Annotated in this window: 15 protein-coding genes; 3 read left to right on the plus strand and 12 right to left on the minus strand. The window is 31.8% G+C overall.

The features are described from left to right. Positions 1-92: 92 nt before the first annotated feature. From AC6EIZ_RS08060 to ppnP, 4 genes are all read right to left on the minus strand, one after another. The gene (locus AC6EIZ_RS08060; protein ID WP_498510297.1) at positions 93-1,937 is read right to left on the minus strand and encodes a tetratricopeptide repeat protein; all 1,845 of its coding nucleotides are present in this window, start codon (positions 1,935-1,937) and stop codon (positions 93-95) included. A 572-nt stretch (positions 1,938-2,509) separates the two neighbouring features. Beyond that, positions 2,510-4,351: a tetratricopeptide repeat protein gene (locus AC6EIZ_RS08065; protein WP_498510299.1), complete on the minus strand. Its 1,842-nt coding sequence runs from the start codon at positions 4,349-4,351 to the stop codon at positions 2,510-2,512. A 470-nt stretch (positions 4,352-4,821) separates the two neighbouring features. Further along, positions 4,822-6,426 carry a tetratricopeptide repeat protein gene (locus AC6EIZ_RS08070; RefSeq protein ID WP_498510301.1) on the minus strand — a complete coding sequence of 535 codons (1,605 nt, stop codon included), beginning with the start codon at positions 6,424-6,426 and terminating at the stop codon, positions 4,822-4,824. Between the two features lie 549 nt (positions 6,427-6,975). Then, positions 6,976-7,293 (minus strand): pyrimidine/purine nucleoside phosphorylase, encoded by a 318-nt coding sequence (ppnP, locus tag AC6EIZ_RS08075; RefSeq protein WP_498510303.1) that lies wholly within the window; start codon positions 7,291-7,293, stop codon positions 6,976-6,978. Between the two features lie 66 nt (positions 7,294-7,359). On the opposite strand from ppnP, the gene AC6EIZ_RS08080 reads away from it, so the two are divergent. After that, complete coding sequence (locus AC6EIZ_RS08080) at positions 7,360-7,530, plus strand: hypothetical protein (RefSeq protein WP_498510305.1); 171 nt, start codon at positions 7,360-7,362, stop codon at positions 7,528-7,530. Here AC6EIZ_RS08080 and AC6EIZ_RS08085 read toward each other — a convergent pair. The 5 genes from AC6EIZ_RS08085 to AC6EIZ_RS08105 all read right to left on the minus strand — a co-directional run bounded on the left by AC6EIZ_RS08085 (position 7,527) and on the right by AC6EIZ_RS08105 (position 11,035). Next, positions 7,527-7,802 carry a DUF1651 domain-containing protein gene (locus tag AC6EIZ_RS08085; RefSeq protein WP_498510307.1) on the minus strand — a complete coding sequence of 92 codons (276 nt, stop codon included), beginning with the start codon at positions 7,800-7,802 and terminating at the stop codon, positions 7,527-7,529. The genes AC6EIZ_RS08080 and AC6EIZ_RS08085 overlap by 4 nt on opposite strands. A gap of 204 nt (positions 7,803-8,006) precedes the next feature. Next, the gene (locus AC6EIZ_RS08090; RefSeq protein ID WP_498510308.1) at positions 8,007-8,219 is read right to left on the minus strand and encodes a hypothetical protein; all 213 of its coding nucleotides are present in this window, start codon (positions 8,217-8,219) and stop codon (positions 8,007-8,009) included. A 175-nt stretch (positions 8,220-8,394) separates the two neighbouring features. Beyond that, positions 8,395-8,694: a hypothetical protein gene (locus AC6EIZ_RS08095; RefSeq protein ID WP_498510310.1), complete on the minus strand. Its 300-nt coding sequence runs from the start codon at positions 8,692-8,694 to the stop codon at positions 8,395-8,397. 9 nt (positions 8,695-8,703) lie between these two features. Beyond that, the gene (locus AC6EIZ_RS08100) at positions 8,704-8,877 is read right to left on the minus strand and encodes a hypothetical protein (protein WP_498510312.1); all 174 of its coding nucleotides are present in this window, start codon (positions 8,875-8,877) and stop codon (positions 8,704-8,706) included. A 478-nt stretch (positions 8,878-9,355) separates the two neighbouring features. Further along, the gene (locus tag AC6EIZ_RS08105; RefSeq protein WP_498510314.1) at positions 9,356-11,035 is read right to left on the minus strand and encodes a tetratricopeptide repeat protein; all 1,680 of its coding nucleotides are present in this window, start codon (positions 11,033-11,035) and stop codon (positions 9,356-9,358) included. Between the two features lie 2,611 nt (positions 11,036-13,646). Between AC6EIZ_RS08105 and AC6EIZ_RS08110 the strand changes: the two genes are divergently transcribed. After that, positions 13,647-14,237: a hypothetical protein gene (locus tag AC6EIZ_RS08110; RefSeq protein WP_498510316.1), complete on the plus strand. Its 591-nt coding sequence runs from the start codon at positions 13,647-13,649 to the stop codon at positions 14,235-14,237. Positions 14,238-14,427: 190 nt separating this feature from the next. Here AC6EIZ_RS08110 and arfB read toward each other — a convergent pair whose 3' ends face one another. Next, complete coding sequence (gene arfB / locus AC6EIZ_RS08115) at positions 14,428-14,850, minus strand: alternative ribosome rescue aminoacyl-tRNA hydrolase ArfB (RefSeq protein ID WP_498510318.1); 423 nt, start codon at positions 14,848-14,850, stop codon at positions 14,428-14,430. A gap of 178 nt (positions 14,851-15,028) precedes the next feature. Here arfB and AC6EIZ_RS08120 point away from each other — a divergent pair, with 178 nt between their 5' ends. Beyond that, complete coding sequence (locus tag AC6EIZ_RS08120; protein ID WP_498510320.1) at positions 15,029-15,241, plus strand: hypothetical protein; 213 nt, start codon at positions 15,029-15,031, stop codon at positions 15,239-15,241. 448 nt (positions 15,242-15,689) lie between these two features. Here AC6EIZ_RS08120 and AC6EIZ_RS08125 read toward each other — a convergent pair whose 3' ends face one another. Then, the gene (locus tag AC6EIZ_RS08125) at positions 15,690-15,860 is read right to left on the minus strand and encodes a hypothetical protein (RefSeq protein ID WP_498510322.1); all 171 of its coding nucleotides are present in this window, start codon (positions 15,858-15,860) and stop codon (positions 15,690-15,692) included. 675 nt (positions 15,861-16,535) lie between these two features. Then, on the minus strand, positions 16,536-18,278 hold the full coding sequence (locus AC6EIZ_RS08130; protein WP_498513237.1) for a tetratricopeptide repeat protein: 1,743 nt from the start codon (positions 18,276-18,278) through the stop codon (positions 16,536-16,538). Between the last annotated feature and the right edge of the window lie 100 nt (positions 18,279-18,378).

The raw sequence follows: 18,378 nt of genomic DNA on the forward strand, positions 1-18,378 counted from the left end.
ATGTTCGTCTTGCTCCAAAATTTTGGTTTTATCGATTACCTCCCTTTGAGAGACTGGAGCGAGGCTAGAAGATAGGCATTTAACTTTTAAACTCATACTTTTGCCTTAATTTCCTTTCTAATTGTGCTTGAAACTCTTTCTAAAACCTCTTGCCAATTATCTCGCTCTTTTTGTCGGAATAATTTCATCGATGGATACCAAAATGTATTCTCTTTTTCCAGCCCCCACGTCCAAAAAGGGATATCTTTGAGGAGTAACCACACTTTTTTCCCCATTCCTCCTGCTAAATGAGCAATTGAAGTATCACATGTAATAATTAAATCACAGTTTTTAATGATGGCAGCATTTTCGAGGAAATCCCAAATTTCATCAATTTGTGGTTGACATTTAACAAACTTATTTTTAAATGAGCAATTATTTAATTGCTCCGAACCAAATCCTTTTTGTAGAGAAAGCATTGTAATTTCATTCTTATCTGGAAGAATTGAAAACGCTTCTAATGAGATCGAGCGTCCTTGATAACTCTTTTCCATCTCTGGATTTCCTTGCCAATTAATTCCTACTATTGGTCTTGTCTCTTTAGAAAGGATGTTTTTCCACTTAGTATTAAATAACTCTGTTGAATAGATATATTGTCCAGAAATGATTGGATTTTTCGGGTTTACTTTTAGATAGTGAGGTAAAGATAAAAGAGGAATCCATTGACCTTCTGAAACTAGATTTGCTTTCTTTGGAGTTAATGGATTCTGATCAATCCCTGATGCTTTGATTAATGAATGTAGTTTTTCCTGAGCACAAAAAGAAACATCTAAACCTAAAGTTCTTAAATAGGGTACGTAGCGCATATATTGAATAGTATCGCCTAAACCTTGTTCACTTATGACTAAAAGTTTCTCTCCTATTTTTATTTCTTTGTACTCTATTCGCTTTAGGTTTGTATTGCCGTTAATGATAGTAGGATTGGGTTTTTTAAGTCTGTATTCATAGTTTTTTAAACCATTTTTATAGTTCCCTTGAAGTAGTTCAAGCAATGAAAGATTCCAAAATGCTTCAGCATAATCAGGATTAAGTTCAATTGCTTTGCGGTACGAGATTTCTGCATCATTTAAATTGCCAAGATCTTTCAATATGATTCCCAGATTGGAATGTGCCTCTGCGTAATCAGATTTGAGTTCAATTGCTTTTCGAGTAAATAATTCTGCATCATGTAAATTGTTAAAATCTTTCAATATATTTCCTAGGTTTAAATGCGCCATTGCGAAATCAGGATTAAGTTCAATTGCTTTGCGATATGAGATTTCTGCATCATTTAAATTGCCAAGATCTTTCAATATATTTCCTAGATTGTAATGCGCCATTGCGAGATCAGGATTGAGTTCAATTGTTTTTCGAGTAAATAATTCTGCATCATTTAAATTGCCAAGATCTTTCAATATATTTCCCAGATTTAAATGCGCCATTGCGAAATCAGGGTTGAGTTCAATTGCTTTGCGGTATGAGATTTCTGCATCATTTAAATTGCCAAGATCTTTCAATATATTTCCTAGATTGTAATGCGCCATTGCGAAATCAGAATTGAGTTCAATTGCTTTTTGAATAGATAATTCTGCATCATGTAGATTACCAAAATCTCTCAATAGGCCTCCTAAATTTGAATGCGCTATTCCATAATCAGGTTTGATTTTAATTGCTTTGCGATATAAGTTTTCTGCTTGTTTTGATTTCCCAAGATTTTCTAATATGGATCCATAATTAGTAAAAACCCTGTGGTCTTTGAATCCTTGATTTATAAAATACTGATAATATTTTGCTGCTTCTTGAATGTTTCCTTCTGAATGAAATTTAATTGCCTTCTTAATTATTTGTTCTTTAGATGGATTGATGTTTTTCTTGCTTATTTTTTCTTTAGATTCACTCTGCTTACCAAAACCTTTCATTTGAAACCTTTGAGGGTTTTCTTTTGATCATAATATTTGACTAGAGTACTTTAAATTATATTTTTAATATAATTTTGACTTATAGATCGAGAAGAATACGCAGATTTTTATACTATTTTTCTATGTAGAGATGTAGTACAAGGGGATAAAATTACCCAACGGAAAGATAACAATGGAGATATGTCTCTTAGACGTTGCTCACTAGAATAGTGGGAGAATTGATGAATTGAGGGACTAAAATATAAGGAATATTTGGGCTGTGAACTATTTAGCGATAGTAAAATACTAGTATTAAATCCAATCATGGACTGAATGCTTGATTTTAACTTGTCACTTTTCTATATAAAAGTCGTAGAAGGATGGACTTCTCTATACCTTGTTCCTAATTTTTTGGTAGTAACATGAGACGAAATGATTTTTCATATACTTTTGACGAAGAGTTGGAAGAACGTTGGCGTGTTGATCTTTATGCTGAACTTCTATACAGCTACATTTGATTGCCTTTATCGAAGATAATGTATTTGATTTTGCGCGGTGTTATTTCTAAAAATATTACTTTTGCTGATCATTTATTAAATCAAGTCTTGATATTTATCTTTTTTAGTAAGGATTTCTATAGAAGGTTTTAGCATATCTTTATAGTTCTGCCAGCCACCAATTGATTTTGAATTGATTGGGGAACGGACTTGAACACTGCTTGCTGTAGATACTGAGCGTGGATTTAGATGAGGTGATAGATAGCTATCATCCCAATTCCAACCTAACCAAGAAATCAGAGATTTAATTTCTTTATTAGGATTGCTGACTAATGAATCATAATTCAAGTCATATATTTTTGATCTAAATCTATTCTTATACTTATTCATTAGTTCCTCTTGATTTAAATAAACTCTTGTGCAATCAATTAAGGAAGATGAATATTCATTGCCGCTTGTGAAATGTGCTCGATAAATTGATAGAATATTATCTAAAGGATTCCTAAAGCAGTGAATAATTTTTGAGTTTGGTATTCGCTTGGCAATGATACCTACATATTGATAATTGTATAGATTTTTATTAGTTGTGATGTTGTAGTTCTTTTTAAGACTTTTGATTCTTTTGTAATACTCTTCAGCAAGAGTTAATACTTGATTGACTTTTTTATGCGCTTGGAATGATTCTTCGAGAATATTGCTTTCTCCTAAATCATCCACATAACTATTCATAGTAAGAATTGATTCAACCAATGTGGAACCACTTCTTGGCATTCCAACAATGAAAATACTCTCTGGTGATTTTGTATGTTCTTTATGATTAATTTCTTGCTTCTCAGATTCAATAAGTAATACTTTAGATTTATTAAATATCTTTTCAGGTATAGATGGTTTGATATCAAGTTTTAATTTATTCGCTAATTTAAGATATCTAGAACTTTCTTCATAATTTTTCTCTTTATGAAGAATATTTGCTCTTGCAAAATAAATTTCAACTTGATCTTTTTGTGATTTACTCTTTAAGATATTTTCAGAAAAGAGTTGGTCCTTCCATATTGTATTTTTATTGGAGTATTGAAGAGATGATAGAGAAAAATATGCCATTGCGTAGTCAGGATTTAGTTCAATTGCTTTGCTATATGACAATTCTGCTTCTTGTAATTTACCTAGATTACTCAAAATACTTCCTAGATTTAAATAAGCATCAGGGAAATTAGGATTGAGTTCAATTGCTTTGCGAGTAGATAATTCTGCTTCTTTTAACTTGTTAAGATCTCTCAATATGCCTCCAAGATTGGAATGTGCTATTGCGAAATTAGGATTGAGTTCAATTGCTTTGCGAGTAGATAATTCTGCTTCTTGTGATTTGCCAAGATCAATCAATATACCTCCTAGATTTAAATAAGCATCAGCGAAATTAGGATTTAGTTCAATTGCTTTGCGAGTAGATAATTCTGCTTCTTTTAACTTGTTGAGATCTCTCAATATGCTTCCAAGATTGGAATGTGCTATTGCGAAACTAGGATTTAGTTCAATTGCTTTGCGAGTAGATAATTCTGCTTCTTGTAATTTGCCAAGATCTCTTAATATATTTCCCAGATTGTAATGAGTATTTGCGAAATTTGGATTGATTCCAATTGCTTTGCGAGTAGATAGTTCTGCTTCTTGTAATTTTCCAAGACCTTTCAATATGATTCCATAATTAGAAAAAACCCTGTGATCATTACATCCTTGATTTATTATCTGTTGATAATATTTTTTTGCTTCTGTAATATTTCCTTTTTTGTGAAACTGAATTGCTTGATTAATTATTTCTTCTTTAGAATTATTAGAATTAATAGTAATATTTTCTTTGATTTCTCTCAAAGCAAATGGAACTGAGAATGTTTTTACTTCAGCGATTTTTTTCTTAACATTGTTTGTTTGGTCAAATTCCCCCATCAATGTTGTCTCTATCCTTTGTATGTTTCTATTTTACTATTAAATATAATCCCATTTCATTTTTCGCAAAATCTTTTTTTGAATTCATATAGTGAGATATAAATGACTTCTTATATTATTTCTTTAGGCAGAGAAAATAGGACAAGGGGATAAACTCACCAAACGGAAATAGGATATTATATGATTTACGCCATTTCTAAGTTAGTATCTAAAACCATAAGATCTAGGTTCGGATATTTTTTCTATGTATTTCACAATATCATTGAAGAACAATAGATTGATTGAGGGAAATTAATAATAAGTAGGATTTCTGTTAAGAATTATTTGTTGACGTGAAGTGAACGTCTACTTTTTAGTGATAATTTTATTATTACTTTACGCAAAAACACTTTTTACTGCCTCTACAAAATTAATTTTTTATCCTCTTGAAATTAAGGAGTTTTTACGTTCATTTGTGTCTTGTATTTTAGTTAAACTCCTATTAATTTTACTGCAACTTGTTTTGTAAAATAAGAAACTGCCAACACTTCATAAGTTAAATTATTATTAGAGCAAAATTCATTGAGTGCTTTATATTCATCTTCCTCCCAACTTTTATTTACAATAAACTCATCAAATATTAAAATAGTATTCTTATCTATTACAGGTTTTGAATAATTCAAGGCACAGAGAGTAGAAGAATAAAGGTCCGCATCAAAGTTAATAATTGATGCCATCGGTCTAGGTTTGGAATAAAAAGTTGGAAGTGTTTCTTCAAATTTACCTGCTATAAATGTTCCACCATCAATTTTAGGAATGATTCCGTCTGCTGAATAGTTACCTTGCCTCATTTCATGCCAATCTTCTGGTAATCCTTCAAAAGTATCAAATCCAAAACCTTTTTTGAAAGTATTAATGAGATACTTAAAGGATTCACCTCGCCACACACCAAACTCATAGAAAGGGCGATCTTTTTTACTTTTGTTAATCATACTGTCAAATAATGCCCATCTATGAAAAACCAATTCAGGTAACTTTGGTAAAGTAGAAACCCATTTGATTGAGCGGGTTATAGAATGATCTTTATTGCTTGATTTCATTAGATTATCAAATAATGATTGATCACCTTGATGTAATTTCAGAGCACTTAGATTGAGTTTTGCGTCTAAATAATTTTCATCTATTTTCAAGCATTGATTAATCCTTTCTTCTGCTTCCTCAATAGTGTTTGCTAATCCATATAAGTTCCAAGCAGCACCTGCAAAATCAGGTTTGAGTTCAATTGCTTTGCGTAGATATAATTCTGCTTTTTGCAATTTCCCAATACCACTCAATATGATTCCAAGGTTGGAATATGCGTCTGCAAAATTAGGATTTAATTCAATTGCTTTACGAGTCGATAATTCTGCTTCTTGTAATTTACCAAGATCTCTCAATATGTTTCCAAGGTTGTAATGAGCATCTGCGAAATTAGGATTTAATTCAATTGCTTTATGAGTCGATAATTCTGCTTCTTGTGATTTGCCAAGATCTTTCAATATGCTTCCAAGATTGGCATGTGCCATTGCGTCATTAGGATTTAGTTCAATTGCTTTACGAGTCGATAATTCTGCTTCTTGTGATTTGCCAAGATCTCTCAATATGCTTCCAAGATTGGCATGTGCCATTGCGTTATTAGGATTTAGTTCAATTGCTTTACGAGTCGACAATTCTGCTTCTTGTGACTTACCAATATCTTTCAATATGCTTCCAAGATTGGCATGTGCCATTGCGTCGCTAGTATTCAGTTCAATTGCTTTACGAGTCGATAATTCTGCTTCTTGTAATTTGCCAATCCCTTTCAAAATTGCACCATAATTAGAAAAAACCCTGTGATCATTACATCCTTGATTTATCACCTGTTGATAGTATTTTGCTGCTGCTGAAATATTTCCTTGTGAATGCAAATGAAATGCTTGATTGATTATTTCTTCATTAGAAGGTTTGGAAGGAGTATTAGAATTAATAGTAAGATTTCCTTGATTTTCTTCTAAGGCAAATGGAACTGGATATGTTTTTGCTTCGGTAATTTTTTTCTTTCCTTCTTGTTCTCTCACAGATTTTTTTGAATAACCTTATAGCTTCGATTTTAGATTAGCTTATATAGTTAAACTATTCGAAAATTTGAAATTTATATAAACTATTATTTTCTTCTGCCCAGCTATAAGTCTAGGTTTTTGCTTTATTTCAACTGAAAGTAATAATGAATTAGAGGAAGAAGTGGTCCAATTGAGATTAAAAGTATACAAAACAAGAAAGATCGATAAAAGAGTATTAGACCCATCAGATTTTCAACTACGTTTTTTTTGCATGATTAAACCTCCTGTGCATTCAATGCTTTTAGTAGCCCATCGAGCAGTTGCCAACCTGCAAATATTCATTCTCGAATTCAACTTCATCAAAATCAGTTTTACAATTAGAAACAAGATCAAATCAATCATTCCATTGGATAGGAACTCTAAAGATCTCGAGAATGTTTCTTTTAGTTCTTCGATTGCATGTTGAAAAGGATGACCATATGATATGGCTTAACCCCTAATAGTACTTTGATTTATATCTATGCCTATTCATTAAAATTATTTAAGGCATTAAATAAACCTAATTTCTTAATCATCAAAATAAGAGCATGTGTAGTTTACTATTTCTAAAATCTCTAAACAAAATGAAGAATTTTTGGGGACATTAAAATCCATACCCTCTGTTATTAATGTCCAATTTTTATCACCTGCAATTTTGACATTTAGTTTTCCAGAATGGATTTCCATGAGTTCTTTTGACGTAGTTTTAAATTCGTATTCACCCTCTAACATTACTCCTAATGTTTTTTTTGAACCATCTTTAAAAAAGATGTTCCGACTAATAACTTTACCTTCAAAATAAATATTTGCTAATTTACCAACATCTACATTTTGATAGTTATTCATTTAGAAATCTCTCAATCTAATTTTCTAATCACTAATCATAATCTATAGAAGATCAATTTGATTTATATGCTTGTTATTCCAGTACTGATGTTGGGATTGCTTTATCTATTCATCATTGAAAATAATGGTCTTCCAGATTGGGTGGAACGTGTCTCAAAAAATTGTGGTTCTGATGGACTAATGGAATCATTGCGATCGCCCTCATTGGGATTCTTAGATATCTCCTGCCTTGACTAGGCAGCAGAATTGATTTGATGTTCATTCAATTCCCAATCATTAGAAAGCAGTTCATTCCAAGTTTCATGGGCAGACTCATAATCCAATCTTCTTGTGTTTTTTAATTTGGTTGGGATACCTTCTTCTGTGCAATGCCAAAGTTGAGTATAGATAGTCGGAGCAACCATGACCGACTTGGGATCACGAATAAAGAATAAACAAAAATTTCTCGTGGGAGCGACTAACCATCCTGTTGGCGTTGGAAGTGCTGCTCTGATTGGTTCATTCATCATTAATTTAAGACATCGAAATGCACCTTGCTTACTGGTATTACGCAGGTTCTTTATGACTCAAGGTTGTTTACGCAAGAAATAGATTAGTACAGACATACTATTCATGATATTTGTGTTCGTCAAGTCTTTAAGTTTCTGCTTAGTTTTTTCTTGAATTAAATCAAACTTAGCCTCATATCTATTGAAATCAATATTCGTTGCCACCTATGGAAGGATGGTAATGGGAAGATAAATAAGAACTTTCATTTTTAGAAAGAAACTTATATTCGCACAACCAACTACACCAACAATCGCTAATGCTAGAAATGCTCTCACTCTTCCTATTATAAAAATCATTGCCAGTGCAGAGATTCCAGCTTCCTTGACCATCGACTTAGGTTCATCGGTCATGTATTGCCATCTAGGAAGAAGGGGCATGAGTTGATCTTGTGTCTATCTTTCTTTTAACGAATTTTTTGTATTGAGAAAGGCACCCTGCTGCATCAGCGTCCTTGAGTTCCTTCCTTTTCTGATAGAACTGTTTGTTGAGGAGTGTGCTCCTTTTCCTTTTCTAGTCAAATCCGTCAAGGGGAAGATTCAGAAAGTTTCCTAATTAGCAATCAGCGTTAGCAATGCCCATGCCAAGAAAAGCTCCTAAAGGAATAGACCATGCATAAGCATCTTTTTTAGAAATTGCAGCAGCAAGACCACCACCAAGTAATCCTCCAGTGGTTGCAATACTAGAACTACAGCTTCCTCTACTAGTTCGATAACTGCGCGATACTAATACTTGCTGGTCAGTTGGTCTGTAATACCTGCGATGAGCATTAGGGGAATAATGAACGTGATTATGGTGATGACGATATATGCGAATAGGTGGATTCCAACTCAATGCAGAACAAGGTACTTCCACCTTGTGCTGTTAGGACTTCACATAACCTTTAGATGATCTTGTTCCAGAGACATATTTTTCTTTGTAGATTTCCTTGTAGCAAGTTCGTTGAGTTGTGTATCTCCTCTGGTGATGATATCCATCTGCCATTGCTGCCATTGGAGAAAGAAGCGTTGCAGCTAGAACTAATGGTTGTATTCTCATTGCTCATTTTTACAACTAATAAAACATAAAATTTTTCTGATCTAATAACAAGCAATTCAGACAGTATTAGAATTGCTTGAGGTATAAAAACAAAATATTTTCTAATCTTCGTAAATGTCAAATATTTGCTTTAACTAAAGTTCTACTTGATAAAGTAGGGGGCTAATCCCTATTGAGTACTTAATGATTTCATCACGCACTATTGAGTGGGAATAGTTCTCATAGAATAAACGCAATAAAACTTACAAAAATGCACCTCAACGTGATTTCTTTCGGTGATTCTCTGAAAACTAACCTCTTTCTATAACTAGATTTTGTACCCCATATATGATTGGAACTATTGGATGGGGATGATTGGCTATAAAATATAGCTATATATCAACTAAAAATTTATAATTTGCTTTTCTTATTTCAAATCATAATTGTTAGTGCTCTTTAATCACTTCTTATTTATTAGTAAGAACCAGAGCAAACCCAGCTAACTAGTTATTCTATTTCCAAATAACATCGTGACATTAATCCTACGATTCTCATATCCTTCTTTGAATTCGTAATTATCAGTTTCATGAAATAAATTTGAATTAAAGATAACAGCACGATTTTCGTAGTGTGGAATCACTTTTGTATTTCCTTTACTCTTTTTTAGCTCGTTTCGTATTTTTTGTTCATTACGATTATAAGTATTAAAATCCCACTCTTTTGGTGCTTCTACGTCGTAGACGATTAATCCACCAGACTCAGAATTTAAGTTTGCTTCCTTAGGAGTAATCCAAAAATTGACATTTATAGCGGCAAAATCAGCGTGTATATTGATACCACTAAGTGATGAATCCCTATTTTTCGCGCGACTATCATATTTGTAAGCCCATATCTCTTTTATGGGATGATTTTTGAAGATTTTTGGGAATTTTTTTCTTAGCTCTTCTGCTATTTGAATAATTAATGGGTTAGCTAAACCTTCTTTTAAATATGCTCCCAGATAACCACCCCTTTTAACATCAAACCAAATTGTTGATCCTAGTAGAAACTTTCGGAGACTCTTTAGAGCTGTAGTATTTAAGAAATCATCGATGTAAGTTAGTCCGAATTCATGGTTAAAATAATTATTTGTAATTCTCTCAATATTTAATCCATTATTGATGGCCTCTTTTTTTAATTTAGGTGCCTCTACTCGGTGTATTATACGATTATAACTTTCTTTAAGAAGGCTTTGATATTTATTATTTAGTGAAATCAGTTGTGTTTCGGACGGCCAATTAATTTCATGAGCAATTTTTTTATACAGATTGGCAAGATCAGTAAATTTTTTGTTCTCATAACCTTGCGAAACTAAATATTCAAATTGTTCAATATCATGATCTATTTTAGCTTTACTAATTGTGGTAAATCTTTCTTGATATGATTCATTATTGTTTTGTCCTCGAATTAATTTAGCACTTTCTGAGAAATATTTTATAGATAAATCTTGTTCATTTCTTTGGAGAAGAATTTTAGCTATACCAACATGAGCTTCGGCGAAATTAGGTTTAAGTTCAATTGCTTTTTGAAAGTATACTTCTGCTTCTTGTAAATTACCAAGATCTTTCAATATATTTCCCAGATTGGAATATGCTTCCGCGAAACTAGGATTCAGTTCAATTGCTTTGCGCGTGGATACTTCTGCTTCTTGTAAATTGCCAAGATCTTTCAATATATTTCCTTGATTGTAATGCGCTTCCGCGATAGTAGGATTCAGTTTGATTGCTTTTCTGTAGCAGATCTCTGCTTCTTGTAAATTACCAAGATCTTTCAATATATTTCCCAGGTTCAAATGGGCGTCTGCAAAATCAGGTTTAATTTCAATTGCTTTGCGTGTAGATATTTCTGCTTCTTTTAGTTTCCCAATACCTTTTAAAATTACTCCATAATTAGAAAAAATTCGGTGATCCTTAAAACCTTGGCTGATGAAACATTCATAAAGTTTTACTGCTTCTTGAATATTACCCTCTAGATGAAAATTTAGTGCTTGATTAATTATTTCTTCTTTAGAAGGTGTAAAAGGCGTGTTAGTAGAAATAGAAATATTCTCTTTTATTTTTCCTAAAGCAAAAGGAACTGAGAATGTTTTTATCTCACAAATTTCGTTTGCACCTTGATTTTTGTTATTTGATTGTTCCATCTATACCTGTTTATCTTTTGATAATAGTCATTTTACTACTAATGTTGAAATCATTTTCATTTAAATATTTAGCGAAATAAAACAGAAGTTTCTTCAATGATTACATACGATCTCTTTAAAGCAAACTTGTCTTTGAGAAGTTTTTAATTAATTATAATATCTTGTGAGGTTCAAATAAGTTTGCTATAGGATTTCAACATTATCAAATACTAAAATTTCTTCAATGCTATGAGGCAATTCCAAGCTTAGTATTTTTAGAGCTTCAGTGGAGCAGGAATTAATGTCTATAAAATTTTTATTATAGATTAATAATTTCACTTTCACATCACTTCTTCAATGTAATCTTTTGAAGTTTGCTTTATTATTTTATTCTGGTTATGTCTTTTTTGTTGTCTGAATAATTTCATTGATGGATACCAAAATATACTTTCTACGGTAAATCCCACTACTGAAAATGACTTTGATATTTATTGTGCAGTTTTGAATGTCAATACCTCTAGAAAGGAAACTGAGATGGGACAAATCATCAAATAACAAAATTTACTGGGATGGAGGAAATTAGTTTGTACGAGTACCCCAGGTCTTAAAAGACTAAACAATTTGCTAACTTTTATTTCTTTTGTAAGAAAAATATGAGTAAGAATCAAGAGAAATTCAATGTGACTCAGGGCATGACTCTTTTACTGCTAAAAAAACTTTCCTTGCCTGCAAACGTCTCTTTTCTAATGATTCTTTTTATTACTAATCCAGCACATAAAATTGGTTATAAGAATGACTAGGCACAAAAAAGCCTGCCAAGAGCAGGCTTTTCAAAGATCAGTCGCAAGTGTTTCCTTGTTTCCACTGCGGAGGATCTCAACTCCTCACAAATTCAACATATTAGAGTTTTTAAGTGTCTCAAGTATGAGCAGATGAGTTTCTCAACTGTCACATGTGTTAATTCTTAAAAATCAAGAATTAAAAAGCACCCAACTTCCGCGAAGTCGAGTGCTTTTATAACAGAACTATTGTGTGAGGAGTTGTTCGATCATCTTAAGAGTCAATGCACTTTTCCCCTTTTTATATCTTCGTGTGAGCTATAACTCTTTACTTGTTTATTCTTCTACTAATAAAAAATATTTATAAGTAAAACGCAATTGGAGAAATACTTTGCTTCTTTCATCGCGATTAATTTCTATCTAATGGGAGTAAGACTATTTCAGCATTTAAAGCACTTCATTATTTGTAAGGATAGGAATGCTCCACTCGGTATTGTTATATTTCTGTGTGAACAACAGTTTACAAGGTTTAGGGTTGAGCTTGTTAAAAGATCGCAGCTGAATTAAACAGATCAAAATTGTTTTATATCAATCAATCTCAGATTACGTTGTACAAGCCGAATTGATCTAATCCGTAACCTCAACTTGATCTGCTTAGTCATTATTGATCTAATCCTTGCCCTTAACTTACTTCTCTTTATAGAAATTTTATTGCCTTTAGGAGATAAAAAAACCTTCTCAATTATTTTGCCTTCCCTTACAATAATTCTAATTGTTTGTCCTGAGAATCTACCCTGAAACCAATCTATAATGTCTGGATAAAATCTATCATTGTTTTTAGTAGACGTTCTTGAAAAAACAGGTATAAATTTTGTTGAATTAATTTTGCTTTCAATAGATTCTTTAGATTGAGTTATTAAATTATTGATTTTGTAGCGAATGAGTTCTGTTTCAGTTGGTTCTCTGTGAAACCTTGATGTTAGCTTCCGATGGATTAACTCGTATTTCGACCCAAATCGTTTGGTAACTTGATGATATTTTGATTGAATGTTCTTTTGCTTACTCTTTAGATAAGTGACAACAGGCATCTTTGATATCTTCTACTAAACTTATGTATCGCAGTTAAGGATATAAAGCCAGCTAATGAAGGCTTTAGGAAATATTGTGAAACAACTATTGCAGCAAAACAATCTAAGAAAACTTTTTGAAGCTCGAAGAAATTTTCTCTAGCTTGAAATAGCTACAAAGTCTAGGTATAAATAGTTGACTCTAATTTTTAATAATGCTGAATCTTATTACGATATCGATAAGTTTATTTTTCATAATACTTACTGGATGGACATTCACAACTTACCTTATAAAAAAAGATTCTCAACAGTTCATTAGAGAAGAGCTAACCAATTTATTGGATACTTGCAAAAAGTTTTTTTTCTCTCTAAAAAATCTAATAAGAATCTTAGCCAGTAGCTCTCTTCCTTCTGAAGAGAAAAAGGTAACTCCTATAGAAACGACTGTATCAAGGAAGCTGAGCAGCTACTGAATCTAGTCAAACCTATTAAAAAAATTAAAGATAAATCAGTAGAAGATAGACATGATGAAGATGAAGACGACGCACTTTCTTTATTCAGTCCAGAATTCGTTGAAGTGATTAATGAAGAAGAAAAAAAGTTGCATAAATAAATTTTATCGATAAATAAGTAGGCAATATCATAGGATGATCACGCTTTCCCATCATTGTTGCATTTTCAGCTAAACAAGCAAGTATTAATACGCATTAGAATTAAATAGATAAGTAAAGAAGTCTAGCCATACTTTTTATAGGTAGTTTTAATATATAGAGTTAGAGATTTTCCATGTCTCCTGGAATCACTGAACTTCAGTTAACTGACACAAGTACAATTTCAATTCCTACAGATGTAATATTGATACTCTTACTATTAATTGTCTTTACTTTAGTAGTTTATTTTTTCCATAATATCCTAGACAATCAAATAAATCAATTTTTTAAAAAAGTAGACGATAATTCACATCTTGAATTAGTCAAAGAAAAGTTAAAAGATCAAATTACTTATGAGTCAGCAAAAGTGAATCAAGAAAAATTAGAAAAGCTAAATCTTAAAAAATTAAATTTCTTATCACCTTCAAAATTATTGGGAATTACTAGTCTTGCTCTTATAGCAATAGGAGGATCAAGTTTTTTAGGAATTCAAGCTACCCAAAATTCATATCAGCGAATGAAAAAGACTCAGGTCAATATCAAGACAGAAAATCAAACGGCAAAGTCTATAGCATCAATTGCTAAAATAAAATCATCAAATGAATCTCAAATTAAAATAAATAAGATTAGTTTTGTTCAACCTCTATTATCAATAAATAATAGTTCCGAAAATACTAATTTTTTACAGATCAAGGAAAGACAAAAAGAAGATTTTTTCTCTTTCTAAGATGTGGTGGTTTTTATAGAAGATGGAAAAAGATAATCACTAAAACATATTTTTTATTTAATTAAGGGTAAACATTTTTACCCCCTTATCTTACGAAAAGATGCGTAATCAAACAGATATTCCTCACAACATGAACATATGATTACTTAAATCAAATAAAAGTCAGTCTTGCCAATTTCTATTAATCGTTTCAAAAATCTATTTTTGATTGTCTGCTTTTCTTTAATTCACCTCGTTTCTTCTTTGACTCAACCCTCTTCCTCTGTGATGAGCGTGTAGGTATAGTCTCTTTTCTCTTGATTGGAGGTGGTTTTAAAAGCTCTCTCAAGGTTGAAGCAAGTCTACTTAAAGCCAATTGTCTGTTCTGATATTGAGTTCTTTTATCCTGAACAGCTATACATATGCAACCATTAATGAGTTTAACTTCATCTTGAATTAAGATTCTATGTTTTTGGTATGGAGTTAAAGTTTTTGACTCAGAGACGTTAAAGAAAATTTCAACTCGACTAGCTGTCTTGTTTACGTTCTGTCCACCTGCTCCTGATGATCTAGAGAATCTCCATTGTATTTCGTTATTTGGTATTTCAAGCTTTGAATTCACCCTTTGGTTCATTTGTCTTCTAAATTCTCTTCGTTAAAACTTTTAGAGATTTCAATATTATTCATGAGTAATAACGATTGGACATTTCTTTAAGCATTTGTTTCCTCTTTTAATTTATCGCATGCACCTTTCACTCGCAGCCAAATTACTTTCATGACTTTCTCCTCTTCTTCTGTAGGTTCCCACTTTGATGATTCCATCAAAGAAATTTCATTCTTCACACTTAATGGTAATCAGACTTGAAATATCAAATGAGATCATGATCTACATTCTTGAACGAGCCAAGTGCGAAGAAGATTCTGATAAATCCCTTGAGCATGTTCTCGACTACTGCAAAAAGGTCTATAAACATATTGATAAGAGGAAGAAAGAAATTGAACTAACTATTGGTGAGATTGAATAAAAATATGATAATCAGCACAAGAAATAATTAGTCATCTCGAACTTTCTTTGGCCAATAAGGAATGAATGTTTTTTCTTCTTTGCTTAATCATATAGATAGTCAGATTGATCTCTTGGTCAATCTGAATGAGTTATGCGCACGCTAGGAAAAGTAAAGCTACAAAGAATAGTAATCAAAAAGATTATCTCTACTTGATCAGTTCTATGAATCTAATTTTTTCATCACTACAATTTCCTTTTATCAGTCCAGCTATACAATAACTAAATTACAAATCCGACCATAAACAAAGGTATAAAGCTATCAATCAAAAGATAAACTGAATAGACTATTAATGGAAAAAAAATGACACGTCTAATATTTAGATATCTACCTCTGGATGTCTGTTTCCATAGTTTTTAAAAAGGCATATATTCTATTCTTGTTTAGGTGATAATTTATCGATTTTAGCTTATTGAATTTTTAGCTTTTTGCTTTTACTTTTTCCAGCACCATAAGTATACCTAACCTTATAACTCACAAGGATTGCGTTAATACCTCCAATTAAAATAATTCCTAGACTAATCTTATTAATCACTTCAGGTGAACTTAGATATTCCAATAGACCTTGTCGATCGAACATTTAGTGCAAAATTAAACTTTCAACTATTAGAGCGACAAATACGCCTTTAAAAAAAACAAGCCAAAGCAATCCATAGTCCCTCAAACCTAGTTTTTTTGATACCAGGCAATGAGCAGATTGTGCTTATCTATAAGTTTCATTCTTTTGCCTCAATCATTTCATACTAGAGACGGTCTACATAATCAGTATCAGAAGAACAAGTATCAGATTATTTATATTTCCTATAGATTTTTTTAGTCATGAGAAAATTGATTAGCTGGATAAAAGTGTTCCAAACAATCCTGCAAAAGCAGAAAGAACAAAAATTGCAACGATACTGATTGCAATAAATTTAGTCATGCGGTTAATTTGACTAGCAAGGATGTGTCTAGTTTAACCATCAAATTATAATGCTGACTGCCTGAGTATATATATCCTCTTTAAATTCCATTCTTACTGGGAAATCAACTAAGTCATCTACCTCAAGTTTCATACGGTTTCTTTCGTTAAGGGTTACTGTGACTTCAACCTCAAGTAAAAAGCTAACTATTCATAAAAGAATTAAGGTCCATTTCTAGTTGATTCTAATGTCTTTGCTCTGAACTTATCATCCCAAAATTTACCTTGTCCTGAAGCTTCTAAAATGGATTTATAAAATTCTGGAATATGCTGTGACATTGTCTTGTCTTTGATTATTTAAGCAAATAAGTCTCGATATTTTTTAGTCTTTTTAAGGATTTCAATAGCAGGTTTCAGCAACTCTTTGTAGTTCTTCCATCCACCCATAGATTTCGAATTGATTGGAGAACGAACTTGAACATTGCTTGCTGTTGAAACTGAGCGTGGATTTAGATGAGGTTGCAAATATGAATCGTTCCATTTCCAACCTAACCAAGAAATTAAAGATTTTATTTCTTGCGTAGGATTACTGACTAATGAGTCATAATTTAAATCATAAATTTTTGATCTAAATCTATTTTTATATTGTGTCATTAAGTCTTCTTGATCTAAATAAACTTGCGCGCAATCAATTAGGGATGATGAATATTCATTTCCTTTCGCAAAATTTGCTCTGTAGATCGAAAGAATATTATCTAAAGGGTGTCGAAAACAGTGAATGATTTTTGCATTATATATTTGATTGGAGATAATACCTGCGTATTGATAGTTATATAATAATTTATTAGTTGTGGTATTTAATTTACTTTTTTTACTGGTTATTTTTCTCCAATATATTTCAGAGAGACTGAGTCTCTGATTATCTTTTGTCCATTCTTTAAATGATTCCTCAAGGATATTTGTCTCCCCTAAGTCGTCAACACTAGTATTCATACTAAGAATTGATTCCAATAATGTAGAACCACTTCTAAACATACCTACAATGAAAATACTCTGTGGAGTTTTAGCGTATTTTTTCTTATTAATTTCATTTTTATTAGATTCAAGAAGTAATACTTTAGATTTATTAAAAATCTTTTCTGGTATAGACTTTTTGATATCAAGTTTTAGTTTATTAGCTAAAATTAGGTATTTAGAACTTTCTTCGTATTTTTTTTCTTTATGAAGAATATTTGCTCTTGCGAAGTAAATATCAATTTGATCTTTTTTTACTTTGTTTTTTAAGATACTTTTAGAAAATAGTTGATCCTTCCACCTTGTATTATGATTGGAATATTGAAGAGTCGATAGAGAAAAATATGCTTTTGCAAAATTAGGATTCAGTTCAATTGCTTTACGAGTGGATAATTCTGCTTCTTTTAATTTTCCAAGATCTTTTAAAATGCCTCCCAGATTAGAATGCGCCTCTGCGAAATTAGGGTTGAGTTCAATTGCTTTGCGAGTGGATAATTCTGCGTCTTTTGTTTTGCCAAGATCTTTCAATATGCCTCCCAGATTGGAATGTGCCTCTGCAAAATCAGGGTAGAGTTCAATTGCTTTGCGAGTAGATAATTCTGCGTCTTGTAATTTCCCTATAAATTTAAATATGTTTCCCAAATTGTAATGTGCCATTGCGAAATCAGGATTGAGTTCAATTGCTTTGCGAGTAGATAATTCTGCATCTTGTAATTTTCTAAGATCTATCAATATGCCTCCCAGATTAGAATGCGCCATTGCGTCATTAGGGTTAAGTTTAATTGCTTTGCGAGTAGATAATTCTGCGTCTTGTAATTGGCCAAGATTTTTTAAAATTGCTCCATAATTAGAAAAAACTCTGTGATTATGACATCCTTGATTTATTATCTGTTTATAATGTTTTGCTGCTTCTGAAATATTTCCTTGTGAATGAAACTGAAATGCTTGTTTGATTAATTGGTCATTAGATAGTTTAGAAGGAGTGTTTGTATTAAGAGTAAGATTTCCTGGATTTTCTTCGTAAGCAAATGGAATTGAAAAAGTCCTTACTTCAGTTCCTTTCTTTTCTTTCCCAGACCCCTCCATTTCTTCTTTTGCCTTTTGATACAACCATTTTACTACTACCCTGAATCCTTTTTAACGTAATCTTTAAATCGATGTCTTAAACAACAAGATATGTGTTCGG

The organism is Prochlorococcus sp. G4PB16, from assembly GCF_059772465.1.